Annotated in this window: 12 protein-coding genes; 4 read left to right on the top strand and 8 right to left on the bottom strand. The window is 41.6% G+C overall.

Annotated features, from left to right (window positions below; all coding sequences use genetic code 11):
• The first annotated feature begins 15 nt into the window (after positions 1–15).
• From R7P36_RS15430 to R7P36_RS15440, 3 genes are all read left to right on the top strand, one after another.
• Positions 16–2,622 carry an S-type pyocin domain-containing protein gene (locus R7P36_RS15430; protein ID WP_086484042.1) on the top strand — a complete coding sequence of 869 codons (2,607 nt, stop codon included), beginning with the start codon at positions 16–18 and terminating at the stop codon, positions 2,620–2,622.
• 2 nt (positions 2,623–2,624) lie between these two features.
• Positions 2,625–2,879, top strand: coding sequence for a bacteriocin immunity protein (locus R7P36_RS15435; RefSeq protein WP_025767126.1), 255 nt, complete (start codon positions 2,625–2,627; stop codon positions 2,877–2,879).
• 91 nt (positions 2,880–2,970) lie between these two features.
• Positions 2,971–3,237, top strand: coding sequence for a hypothetical protein (locus R7P36_RS15440; protein WP_025767127.1), 267 nt, complete (start codon positions 2,971–2,973; stop codon positions 3,235–3,237).
• A 372-nt stretch (positions 3,238–3,609) separates the two neighbouring features.
• Here the strand turns inward: R7P36_RS15440 and R7P36_RS15445 are convergent, their stop codons facing one another.
• Entirely contained in the window at positions 3,610–4,545 is a 936-nt protein-coding gene (locus R7P36_RS15445) for a nucleotidyl transferase AbiEii/AbiGii toxin family protein (protein WP_025767128.1), read from the bottom strand.
• A gap of 2 nt (positions 4,546–4,547) precedes the next feature.
• On the bottom strand, positions 4,548–4,952 hold the full coding sequence (locus R7P36_RS15450) for a DUF6088 family protein (protein WP_025767129.1): 405 nt from the start codon (positions 4,950–4,952) through the stop codon (positions 4,548–4,550).
• 984 nt (positions 4,953–5,936) lie between these two features.
• Between R7P36_RS15450 and R7P36_RS15455 the strand changes: the two genes are divergently transcribed.
• The gene (locus R7P36_RS15455) at positions 5,937–6,215 is read left to right on the top strand and encodes a hypothetical protein (protein ID WP_077284317.1); all 279 of its coding nucleotides are present in this window, start codon (positions 5,937–5,939) and stop codon (positions 6,213–6,215) included.
• Between the two features lie 331 nt (positions 6,216–6,546).
• Here R7P36_RS15455 and R7P36_RS15460 read toward each other — a convergent pair whose 3' ends face one another.
• The 6 genes from R7P36_RS15460 to recA form a co-directional block, all read right to left on the bottom strand.
• Complete coding sequence (locus R7P36_RS15460) at positions 6,547–7,344, bottom strand: hypothetical protein (RefSeq protein WP_025767132.1); 798 nt, start codon at positions 7,342–7,344, stop codon at positions 6,547–6,549.
• A 42-nt stretch (positions 7,345–7,386) separates the two neighbouring features.
• Positions 7,387–8,886 carry a UvrD-helicase domain-containing protein gene (locus R7P36_RS15465; RefSeq protein ID WP_025767133.1) on the bottom strand — a complete coding sequence of 500 codons (1,500 nt, stop codon included), beginning with the start codon at positions 8,884–8,886 and terminating at the stop codon, positions 7,387–7,389.
• Positions 8,887–9,007: 121 nt separating this feature from the next.
• Positions 9,008–10,480 (bottom strand): S8 family peptidase, encoded by a 1,473-nt coding sequence (locus tag R7P36_RS15470; protein ID WP_077284319.1) that lies wholly within the window; start codon positions 10,478–10,480, stop codon positions 9,008–9,010.
• Positions 10,481–10,491: 11 nt separating this feature from the next.
• A complete protein-coding gene (locus R7P36_RS15475; protein ID WP_025767135.1) occupies positions 10,492–11,394 on the bottom strand; it encodes a hypothetical protein in 903 nt (300 codons plus the stop codon).
• Between the two features lie 136 nt (positions 11,395–11,530).
• Entirely contained in the window at positions 11,531–12,151 is a 621-nt protein-coding gene (locus R7P36_RS15480; RefSeq protein WP_148299822.1) for a hypothetical protein, read from the bottom strand.
• Complete coding sequence (gene recA / locus R7P36_RS15485) at positions 12,123–13,121, bottom strand: recombinase RecA (protein ID WP_077284321.1); 999 nt, start codon at positions 13,119–13,121, stop codon at positions 12,123–12,125. The genes R7P36_RS15480 and recA overlap by 29 nt, the downstream gene beginning before the upstream one ends.
• Positions 13,122–13,341 lie beyond the last annotated feature (220 nt).

Raw genomic sequence — 13,341 nt, forward strand, 5'->3', positions numbered from 1 at the left:
ACTTTAGGTATTTGTGTGTCCTATAAAGTTCTTCCACTGTCGGAAGTAATGTCTCATGAATTTGGATTGATAGAGGGCAACTTCCATAATATTTCGGAAGCGGATATCGCCTCTGCTATTCCTTCACATCTTACTTTTGAACAGCTAAAGCAGCATCTCTACGAAGGCAATCTCGTACTCGTGAGTGATACGCCTCAAACTCCCGCTCTACTTAGTTACAACGACCCAATAGGTCCTAAAACTTGGAGGCTGAACTCTGAGGTTATCCCAGCATTCTCTGATGATGCCGCTAATAATTTATTAGCAAAAACGAAAATCACCAGAACAACGGGAGGATACAGCTCTTGTCTAGGGGAAACCTCGACGCTCGAACGAGTTTACACGCCGCAGCCAATCGCAACCGAAAGTGAAGAGGAAATCACCAAGGAATTTGAGTACAGCTTCGAAGTTGGCTGCTCGGATGCCACCATAAAGAAAATGGTGCACAGTGACTTTGCTTTAGCGAAAACTGAAAAAGAGAACGCGTTAACTCGCTGGGAACAAACCAATACCGAGCAAGGCACCCGCTACACAGCGTTATGTGTATTTGATGAGCCAAAGCGTTTAAATATCCACATCGCTGATGACAATCTCGGGCTGACGCCACAGGAAGCCGTCACACTAAAAAAAGTCGGCAGCCATAAAGCTGAGGAAGGTTTTATACCTGTTGTCCCTGCAGTGCGATTGGGCGAACGTTTAGGTTTGCCTACTGAAGGCTATTACTACCACTTTAATGATGGTGAACTTGTCCAAGAATACAAAATTCTTGGGGAAGAAAAATGGGCGTTTTACGCTACGCAATCGACACAAGACAAGCTCAATGACGAGCGTGGTTTTACTAAAGACCAAAGCGCTATTTTGGTGTATTGGAAATTAGCCGATCAAATCATCGAAAATCAATACATCATTTATCTTGAGCGACAAATCACGCGTGAAGAGCTCGATAATCTCAGTGAAGATTGGCTGTGTGAAAACGGGATAAAGTTGGATATCCCCGCATTGTTTAATGCGGTCAAACAGCCGGAAGAAGCGCGCTCAGAAGGTAACAACGATGAGACGCAAGCGGAACAAACCGCAGCGACGCACACCGTAACGGTAGGGGAAGACTGGCAAAGCATCGCTGAACTATATGGTATGGGAGCTAAAGCCTTGCTCTTGCTTAACCCAGTGTTTGAGGCCGACCCTCTGTCACTTGCGGTAGGTGATGAAATTATTGTTGCTGAGAAACAGCAACAACAAGCACCGGACAAAAAGAATACCTTTCCGCCGCTGCGCCCACAAACTTACAACAACATCCGCAACAGTCATTATCAGCACAGTGATCCATTGCTCGGGTTGACCAAATATAGAGCCATTAACACTGCCGATTGCATAGAAGGCGATGTGGTAATCCTCAATTTAAAAGACGCCACAAGCTCGCTCGTGTTCGCTAAATCCTGCACCAGACCAGAGGGATGTATTGAAATTGGCGACCAACAAGAGTCAATAAGTAACTTTGGTCCTTGGTCATTCTTCTTTGCACAAGCCAATGCAAACCCAGCTGCTGTCATACCCGCCATTCAAGCGACACAAGCACAAATGGCTATGGGCAGTTCCGCAGCTGTCGCCGGTTCCCCAGAGCAAATGCAGCAAACCCAAACCGCAGCGATGCAGTTAGATAAACTGGCCGGCACATTGAAAGACAAAATCGTCGAGGGCTACCGCTGGCAGGTCGAAGGTATTGGCGCTTTGTTTGCCATGCAGCAAAGCTTATTTGGCGATAACACCCAATACACAGACCAAGATTTACGCCAAGTAACCACGGCGCAAAGCCGCGTTCGTGTCCACATTACCGAGCCCCAAGATGGCGAGTTTTATCCGCACGTACAGGGCTATCATGTAGATGACACACGAATCCCCATCAAATATGTGAAACAAGGGAACAATGGTCAGTTGTCCGTTGCGATTGAAGAGAACGGACCAACCATATATTGGACTCCAGAAGAAAACGGTGAAGCAAGTTGGCAAACTACCCCCGATCATAGTGATGGGTTTGAAAAAGACGATATACTGGTCACGCCAATCCACTCGGATAGCGATGCGAACGTCACCGTTACGCCTGCGCCTGAAGAGAAAGACTGGCGTGATGCGATCTTGGTATTCCCTGAAAGCTCAGGCATTGCTCCGCTCTATGTAGTTTACAAAGAAAGACTGAGGGATAAGCCCGGAGTCGTTACTGGTAAGGGCGAAGATATCTTGGGTATCTGGTTAGCTGATGCGGGTAAAGATTTAGGAGCTCCAATACCGTCTCAAATTGCTGATAAGCTAAGAGGAAGTGAGTTCAGTAGCTTTGACGATTTTAGAAGAGTCTTCTGGGGCGAGATTGCCAATGATCCTACTCTATCAAGTCAATTTATACCTGCGAACCTTAAACGGATGATGGATGGCAAAGCTCCTCGAGCAAGGTTTAAGGATACCGTTGGAGGAAGACGTTCTTTCGAACTACACCATGTTGAAGAAATACAACATGGCGGTTCTGTATACGATGTTGACAACTTAAGAGTAAACACCCCCCGTAACCATATTGATATACACAAGAGTTAACGATGGAATTAAAAGACACACTGAGTGCTTATACTGAAGCTGATTTCATAAACTTAATAGATGAGATAATTGAATCAAAGGGCAGCGATGATTATCAAGATAAGTTGCTTGAACACTTCATATTAATTACGGAGCATCCGGCGGGTTCAGACTTAATTTACTACCCAGAGAACCCGGGTGAGGATACGCCTGAAGGGATAGTCAAAATAGTGAAAGATTGGCGTGCTAGTCAGGGACTTCCTTGCTTCAAAGAGTAAAAGCTAAAAGGCGTCACGATGACGCCTTTTCTCATTCCCATTCCTCAACCTGCTCTAAAAACCGCTCAAAATCCTCTTGTGTCAGAACCTTATGGCAGCTCTCGGTGAACTCAATATTTTGTCCATTGCGATTGAAGATAACGTACCAACCATCAATTGGACGCCAGAAAAAACGGTGAAGCAAGTTGGCAAACTCCCGATTCAAGTCAATTTATACCTGCTAACCTTAAACGGACGATGGGTGGCAAAGCTCCTCGAACAAGGTTTAAGGATACCGCTGGGGGAAGACGTTCTTTCTAAATGCACCATGTTGAATAAATACAACATTGTGGTTCTGTGTACGATGTTGACAACTTAAGAGCCCCCGTAATACAACATGAGGATTAACAACGAATAGCATTAGAAGAATGGATTACTTTTAGTAAGGCAAAACCCAATTAACAGGATATGAATGAGTATTTACTCTGTCTTATAATGGGGCAAAGGTGTGTTTGCCGTGATTCAGCGATATCACATCTCTGGACAGAAATGAGCGGGAGTATTAGCTCGCAAGCATCTTCTTCGGATAACTTAAATTTGGGGTAACTATCAACTAGCTTAGTAAGCTCATCACCCACATATCTAAACCTATGTGGCTGATGCGATAGAGGAGGTAACCAACTTAGGCTTTTTCAGCATTGTGCCCTACAACTGGGAGTGTAGCCCAAAACAGGGGTAGGCATTGGAAGGGTTAGCTAATAAGCTGCTCTGAAATACCTTTGAATGAGGCAAAACAGGTATCAAAGTCATGCGGCTCTGTGTTGTACACCATTGGAGCAACAAACGCGTCAAAACGTTTACGAAACTCCTCGTTGGATTCTAGCTCTTCTAATCCTAGTTTTAACTCATTGCGCGGATCATCGACAAACTCATGATGTTGATTGCCATATCGCGCCCTGTCTTCTTCCAAAACGGTATCAAACATCGGCTTTAATACGCCCATATCAATCGTATGCTCGGCGCTAATACAGTGAACATCGTAGATATGACGAACCAATGTTTCGTCATCCTTACGCTGTGGATCTCGCTTGACTGACATGGTGCGACGCAACATGGAAAGCACTTTTTCAACCAACGTCGAGTCAATAGATATACACGACATTGTGCTTACTTCGGCAGGTTGATTGTAGCTCTGCGCGACCAGCGATGAAATAGAGCGAGGCTCAACGCCCTGAAGTTCGATTGTCTCGATAAATTCCAGTTTGATATAAGGTCTTAGACACGGTGCTTGATGGTATTGTTGTGGGTACTCTATTTCGATTTCAACATAGCGATAGCTATCACGTACCGTTTTATCGCTATAATTCAGATAAGTGTGGTCAGCTAACCTCGCTATGAGGTGCTCGACTAACGCTTTGCGAGCTCTTCTCTTCGCACCAGGGCCCTTATCGAGAAACTCCTTAGTTGGAATTAATTTTATGTCGACGTCTTCAGACATTCGCAGAATCTTAATATTGGACTTGGCCAAAGCAGTTCCACCTGAAAAAACAAGCTGGTGGTGCTCACTTTCCACACCTTCCAACATGGCAAGCAGAGACACCACCCAATAGTCCTTTTCCGCGATCGACGGGTTGCCTAACTCAAGGGCATCAGATACTTCAAGAAATTGATTTTTTAGTTTTGATATACTCATTGTCGCTTGTTCAATACTCTGTTACCAACCTTAAGGCTGCGATTGAAATGCTTAGAGTCCCACTTGTACCTGATGGACGCTGGTATTTGAGTGGACTGTCCATTGATACTCTTCAATGACATAGCATCCAGCTCAAAGTCTACACCGCGCATTTTTAGGATCTCACGCATGATTGCGTCAGTACCACCGGGATTCGTAGGCATAGGTTTATTAGTTAAGCTGTTGATTGTTGACTTGGTGTATAAGCCATACCCGATTTTCATCAGCACACCTTTATCCACAAGTTTCTTCAATACACGACCAACCTGGTCATAGCTAGCATAGTTGTCGAAGTCTTTACGTTCGAACACATAGCGTCGAGAGCGCTTTATCTTTTGATAAATAAGATCAGTTGCTGTCATGACTCACCCTCCTACATAGTGCTTGACCCTAGTATACTCGAAGCCCATCGTTATTTGAAACACATACGGCATTCATTTAAGAAAAAATACGACGTGCATATTTTTAATAACAACCTATGAGTATGTTTTTACTTGATTTTTTTTCACTTACAAATTAACGACCTCATTTAAAAAAAATAAGCGACCCAATTCAAAAATAAACCTTTACATTGGTGTAAATGGCTATATAGCGCGTGACTACCGAATGAAGCTCATGTGTGCTCACTGACAGGGAGGAGTTATTGGGAGGAACTGATTGTAGTTGATATGACCGAAGCTATTCATTTGTCTGGTATACTAATTTCAACGTTTAATGCTCATGTTTATGTCGGGCGGCATGATAATGAAACTAATGAATAACTATTGGCTGCTCCTTTCAAAGAGAATGAAACCAATGGAAGTATTGATTTAGCTTAAAAGTCTTAAAGGTGAAAAGATGCAGGACTTTGATTAAGCGGCTCAGTCCGCTTTAGAAATGCTTGAGGCCAAGATTCTGGAATTGTTAGTGAAAGCAGATAAAGATGGATTATCCGAGGCCGAAAGTTTCTACTTTGAAGATTTGCTTCAAGAACGTCACGAGTTAGCAAATGAATTAGAAACCAAATAAGCGGGGAAAAGATGGCTTTGAAAACAAGCAACTAGTGATTCTGATATTTACGCAGCATTACAACATCTAATGTCATTACCTCATACTGTGACTGCAACAATGCCGCAACCTTGGGCTAAACAAACATTTTTGGAATGGTTGAAAGAATCACTCCCCAAAAAGATTCAGTACGGGGATCATTTTGATGTTGCTACTGGTGTTTACGCGCATGTAGTTCCAGTTGGTCACGGTTACTCAAAATGCCCAAATGATGATCGATACTTGATTGTTTTGTCTATTCGGTCAGGTAATACAGATTTAGACCATTTGAACGAAATTAACTGATAAAGGGAAAAAACGTGGATATACATGATTTTACAGGTTTCAAGCTTGAACTTGTTCCTAACTGCTCAGAGTCTCCAATGATCTTGAAGATTGATGGAACAGCGTCCCTTAGCATTGAATTACCATCGACAGGAGAATTTCATATTTTCCCTGCTGATGATGATTCCGATTATCACGTTGTAATGTTCAAAATGAATGGAGCGAAAAATAACCCGCCTGAAGTTAGTTTTCACGTGCTCGCGTCAGAGCTGGAAACATTCAAGAATACTACCGTTCTGCCAGTAATCAGTTAGAGAGGAAAATTCATGGCTATGAATCTAAAAAGTAAAGCAGATGATGGTTGATGTCGAGAACGCAAAGCAAGGGATGCGAGGCTACAAAACTGCCTAGAAGCTTGGGTGGCATGGCTTCGATGATTCAGGTTTGTTTCATTGTTCAGGAAACAATTGTCTATGGATTTACGCTGGTTGCATTGTGACCGTTCTTGGCTCGCTACTCAAATAGTAAAAAGTGGCAGTGAAACTAGGTAACGCTGCCAATTTAGTATGAAACTTTAATGCTCAGTATGAAGCTTTATTCTACTCACACTATTACATAAGAAAAAACCAACTAAGAATTCAACACTTACTGCCTACCAGTACTCTCTTTATAGTCAGGGAACCTTTCCTGATATCGTTTAGCAATAGAATGATTGCTATTGTTTTCTGAGACAGCCCTGCCCCCTTCTAAAAACAAAATGTGCCTCACTGGTATACGTTCTCTGAGTAATTCTTCTAGTTCACTAAAATCGAAACGTTTCCCTAATTTACATTTGCAAACCGTACGTACTAAGCTCCCCATTTTGGAAACCCTTTGCTTCTCTAGAGCAAGGGTATCAATATCATTATCACTCCAAACGTTCGGATTAGGAGGAATATCATTATGGTAGTATGCAAGATAATGGAGAATACAGGTAGAACCATTAGGATTTCGGTCACCTATAGGTGTACCATTTGGTTTGCTTGAATAAAACTGCTCCCATACAACAAATCCCTGTTTGTTAGGTACTACCTGACGGGCTATTTGAGATGAAAAGTGAGAGGTAGGTGGTTGATAATTAGGTTTCAGATAGTCCCAATTTGGCCGATCACTTTTTGCTTCAAACAAACATAGTTTCCCGACTCCCTTGTCATAATCAATCAATAAAACACAAGCATCAACGCCCCATGCTTGCTCTTCATTTGATTTCAACTTCTGTGAAAATGCAGCTGATTTTAACGGTAGCCTAGCATTAATCCTATTACGAATTTCTGCAGTTAGGACAGATGTATATTCATTTTCACTAGAAATGATACCTATACTAAAATCGGTTCGAAGATCAACATCAACTTGATTGATCAACTTTTCTATCAACTCTCTCGTTTCTCTGTCAAAAAGTGCCATTTACTTACTTCTCCTAATTTACTCATCTCGATAGAATTATGATTAGCGTCTCTTTTTAAAACGGCCTGAGCTACTTCTTTTGTTCTTTTGAAACTCTCTTGCCAGTTCAAAAATGTTTTGTGAGCAACGTCGTACAGAATGAAATGGATGGGATTCTACGAATCGTAACTTGGCTCTTGTGATGGCGACATACATTAGATTCAACTCATCTCGAATTTCGTCTTCTGTACGCTCGATTAATTTCAATTGGTCACAAAAATCATCCCCTAGCACCACCTGGTCAAACTCTAAGCCTTTCGTTCTGTGGCAAGTTCCTACGACAACTTCAGCAGCCTCAATTTTATCCACTTTAGAAAGCTTCAAGTTCTCATAAATATCAAACAAACCAGTATCATATTTAGAGACAAGTCTGAGGATTCTAGCCATATCGATGTTTTTCGTTTTTTTCGCAACTTCTACGAAATCTTCGAATGTAGTAAAATCACGCTTAAAGTCGCGTGAGCGTATTTTATCGTACTGCTCTAGCTTCAAGTAGAGTAAATCAAAGAGCTCGTTAAATGGATAGTTATTAAAACCTCCAGTCCAGTAAATGCTCTTGCCACGTTCGTCAGCTTCTATCGCGACTTCAATCGTTAATACGATCGTACGGTTGATATAGGCTATCTGGAGATTTTCATCTAAATCGTTTTCTGAAGTTAAAACAGACTCGATAATGCCATTATCGGTCCCCTTAAGCCGTTCATGAACACCAAGTTGGTTCAGAAAGGCATTGGCATATGTAGCAACCTGTTCATTGAAGCGAAATGACTGGGTTAATGAGAAAACTTCGGCTCCACTATTTTCTTGAACTTTCAGTGCATCTTCGGCACCGCGATAACGATAAATTTGTTGCGACTCATCACCACATACATAGACTCTCATATTAGTTTGAGCTTTCATAAAAGCTCTCACTGCAGGGTTAAGGTCTTGCCCCTCATCTACAAGTAGCACATCAAAATGCTCGCTCAAATCTACTTGGGCAATAGAGAAACCTTTTAGGTAACCATCGTGCGTCATGGGAACCGGACTTTCCAATAACTGCATTTCATTCCAGATTTGCTTGGCACTAGAAACTAGCTGTTCTTGAATATCCAATGATTTTTTATTTTTGGGGTTGTATGGAGCGTGTTTTTTTTCTATTTCTTGATCTTCACTACAAAAATAGTTTTCTAAAGTAACCATAGTCCCGTTTGCGATGGACCAGTCGCACCTGAGGTGCTTTCTAATCAGCCCCATGCTGAGGTTTTCTGCAAACTTGTGGCGGTAGTATTTTCCTACGAATTGATATGCTAACTGATGGCCAGTGAGTGATAGACAATTGGGAGGTAAATTAGCGGCATCTGCGATCGGACGATTATAAGTAATATAGAGCATTCTTAGCTCTGGATATGCATTCGCGAACAATCTAAATAATGTAGTTTTACCAGTTCCTGCAAGCGCTTTGATCACAGCAAGCCTAACAGGTTTGTATATGACGTTTTGTTGTTCTAACGTTGGTTTCATTTTGCCCCCAAAGCTGTTTTAATATGGTATATTGTGACAGCAAAACAAAAAGCAGTCAACTATCATATATAATAAACCCCGGAAAATATCCAGGGTTTATCAATTAGTTAGATTTCAGTTTCTAGAGATTACATTGGTGAGGTTTTTCGAGATTAGAAACCGTTAGTGGCGTTAATTCATCGCTAAAGCAATGGTACTCATCAACGAAGTTCTTTTCACACATACGGTAGGCAAAGAGCTCATTACCCACATTTGGAAGCATAAGTTTTCCATTTGTAGTGTCTGTAACTAATTCAGCACCTGCCACATCTAATGAATCAAGGCTTGAAACTTTATAAACTTCTATTTTGGTGTTATCGCTAGTGACATGATCATTTAACTTAAACTCCCCCATTGAACAAACATCAATAGAACCACCGAGAGTATCTAAGTAAAACTCTACATCACACTCACCAGCTAGTGGACTTTTTAACGCTACCCCTTCCTCTGACAACTTTCTCATTTGAAGCATTGCCTCATATGCATTCAAAACACCATAGCCGCAATATCCATTGTCACAAGAATAATTAAGAAAACCACTTCCCGCTTCACCGACCACTGGTTTGCCTGTCGATTGTTTAAGAATGGTAATGATTTCTGTAGGAGTTAAATCGGGATTTTCGTTGAGCATTAGTGCAATTGTGCCCGTTACTAGAGGTGTCGAAAGACTCGTTCCAGCCGTTTCGGTGTAGTCCAAAGCTCCATCATTATTCGAATCAACGATTGTCGGCAATGAGAGGCGGTCACCATAAGCAACAATGTCTACGTTAACATCAAAGTTAGAAAACCCAGACTTATATCCATCTAATTGGTTTGAGCCTACTCCGATCACACCGGGACAATCTTTTGGTAACCCTGTTTCATAATTAACGCCTCGATTCCCTTGCGCTGCCACAAAAGTAATCCCCTTATCTTGCGCTACTCGAATCGCGTCTTGAACGTCACCACCACACATTGTGTTCCGCAACGTTAACGACATATTTATAACATCAACTGGCTCTGAAATTAGCGGTACACCAGGAACCTCTTGTCCACTCAGCCACTTGATTGCAGCAGTTAAGTCTTCAACTTTTGCTTCACTACATTTCAGTGCTCGAGCTGCAACCAATTCAACATCAGCTACACCTTTTACGCCATCCCCTTGAGGGTTGGCACCAATTAGTGATGCAACCATATTGCCATGACCTATATCGCAGTGTTCACCACGGTCAGATATCGGTGTGTCAAAATTTGCTGTGTAACCTTCAGTTCCGATAAAACTATATCCATCAACAAAAGGAAGCTCTGGAGTATTTAAAAAGCCTCCATCTATAACACCCACACGTGTCACGTTATTGGTTTTTGCAGTATCTCTGGCCTTAGAAATACTATTCGCCCCTTTAAGTAAGTCTTGGTCTGCCCAATAGGTATTTAACTGTGACTGGTGGTAACCAGTTGAGTCTGACATCGCTAAAGGATCGACTCCTTTAAATAAGATAGGTTCTGCAATGTTCGCATGAGCATAACCTTTAAAAACTGCAGCGCTAATTAGTAGAGATAGGGTGATTTTGTTCATTCTATTTGTCCTTAAATGCTGCAATTGCCGTAAGTAGGGTCAGTTAAATTTTCAACAAACTGAAATTCAGGGTTGAACTTGAAAACTGACAGTTCAGTAAACTGACCGTAGTTCACATTACCTTTAAAGAATGAATAGCCTGTCGAAGAGGCATTGAAATCCACTGCTGGGAGTACACTCAGGCTATTCTCTTTTGCGGCAATCTTGTTCAGATGATCTATGTATTGTTTAGCGCTTGCGTTTAGTTCAGATTCAAAACTTGATAATGGATTAACAAGTAGAGTCTCTATACCACCATTATGCACCTTGCTTACTGCCAACTTGATGTCGTTTAGTTTGTCCAGGTATACCTGCTCATCAAATTCGGGTGTAAATGGGAGCTGACCATGACCCATCAATAAAAAAACCTTTTCATAAGCATGTTGGAGTGATTTTAGCTCCGAAAACTGCTTAATCTCTTCACTGTTATCGATGTACGTTGAAGCGACTTCAAGACGCTCATTAAGACTTGTGTTAACAATATCAAGGCTAAAGTTCGTAGATATTTGCTCGCTGCCATCTTCAAGTGTCAGTGTGAGGCTCAAATCACCTGAAGACTTAAGTAATTCATCTGCTGAAAGAATTAAATTCGATTTATTTACAGACCAATGAATATTTTTTTCATATTCACTTAGAGGAATTTGATTGAGAACCGACTGTGGATCTCTTACAGTAAGAGTGTAGTTATCTGATTTTGAGTTTGTTTCTAATTGGACGGTTATTGACGCCCCATTCTCCACTAGTGATTGAGTTGGATCTGTTACAGTAAGTACAAGTGACTTATCGCCACTACTGCTATTGGTGCCACCACCTTCTCCGCCACCACCACAGCCAGATAGGACTACTAAAATCGAGAGTGCTAAGTAGTTTTTCACTTCAAATCCTTTTTTTTATACGTAAATGACATAGATTAGTTTTCTAAATAAACCAGCGATTTCGCTAGTTTATTGATTGCTCTCAGATTATCCTTATCCAGATTCACGTTTTGAGCTTGCAGTTCAACTTTTGTCGTTAAGTTGAGGACTTAGAATGCTTTTTCATAAGCTTTTCTTTCAAAGCGGGCAATTTTCGCTCAGATGTCTCGTATTCGACAGCTAGTTCCAAGAGCTCATCATTACTAAATCGACTCGTTAACCCAACGATCGCTGCCAAGCCTTTTGACATGGCGCCTTTTTTTCGTGCGTTATCCACAACGCTATTACGAGTACCCAATAATGAATACACCCCTAACTTCGACATACCCAGCTTCAGGAGACGACTCTCCAGAGCATCATAATGCTTCACTTTACAGCGCTGTGACTCTGTAACGCTTAAGATAGGATTGTTTACACTCTGAGATAGAATGTGGATCTGTTGCTCTTTTGGCATTTTCAAAAGAAAATCAACGCATCGAATATGCGATTCCTTTACAGGTTCGTCGGGATTATTTTTGTACTTTTGAATCGCGACTTCATTTGAGCCAAGAAAATAAGCTAATGAGCGTACAGACTGCCCCTTTCTCCGTGATTGCAATTCATCAAAAGGTAATTTGTCTAGATTTTTCTGAAAGTCACTAAATAACATTATGCCTTTATGTTGCGGTTTTCCCGCAACATACCTTAATCTAATTAATCCGAGATAATATCTCTTCAAGAAGGACTTTGTCGTTTTCTAAGGCCTCTGTCGCTGACAATCTGCCCTGCCCAAGCTTAAGGTTTTTGTAAAGGTACCAAGTACCACGTTTGTCTATAATTCGAGCATCTAAGCCTAAATCAAGAACTTCACCGTAGTAATCGAAACCCTTACCAAACAATATTTTGGTTTCAGCTTGTTTAAATGGAGGGGCAAGTTTGTTTTTGACAACCTTAATCCTGGTTTCATTACCCATTGTACAATCGGTGACTTTATAGCTCCCCGTTCTGCGAATATCAATTCGCGTTGTAGCGTAGAACTTTAAAGCATTTCCACCTGTTGTTGTCTCAGGGTTTCCAAAACCACCAATTTTAAAACGAATTTGGTTTATGAAAATAGCCATGGTATTCGTTTTCTTTAGAATACCTGTTAGCTTCCGGCATGCTTGCGACATTAACCTCGAATGAAGGCCCATACTAGCTGCCCCCATCTCTCCTTCTAACTCCATTTTAGGACACATTGCTGCGACACTATCGATAACAATAATGTCTACTGCTCCCGATAGAGCAAGAGTTTCTGCAATAGACAGAGCTTCCTCCGCACTATTTGGCTGCGAAACATACAATTCTTCGCTATTAACGCCAATTAATTTGGCATATCCAGGATCAAGCGCATGCTCAACATCAATGAAGGCACAAATACTTTCTTTCTTTTGTGCTTCAGCAATGACTTCCAATGCCAATGTCGACTTTCCGGAGCTCTCCGGGCCAAAAACTTCATGAATACGACCTCGCGCTAACCCGCCCACTCCTAAAGCTTTATCAAGCTTAGGTGAGCCTGTAGATACGATGTCAAGATTGTTAGTTGTTGCTTCGCCCCCAAGGCTTTGCACAGCACCCTTGCCAAATTGTTTTTCAATTTGCCCTAAAGCAGCAGCAAGAGCCACGCTTTTAGGTGAAGGATTGCTGTTATTGCTAGCTATTGTAACCATAACTACCTCGCTCTGTTTTGTTATATATTATAGTTGAGCAAAGTGTTTGTCAATGGTATTTAATACCATATTAAATCATTTTATAGCTACTGTTTATTTCTGGAATGAGGTACTTCGGTAGGCATATAGGTAAGAATTGTATCCAGATTGATCAGGCTGTCATCTGGCTCCAGATTTCCGGCTTTTGACTCTATCTGACTTGCACTTGCATTATCAATTG

The organism is Vibrio sp. 397 (genome assembly GCF_033339395.1).
GTDB classification, from domain to species: Bacteria; Pseudomonadota; Gammaproteobacteria; order Enterobacterales; family Vibrionaceae; genus Vibrio; species Vibrio alginolyticus.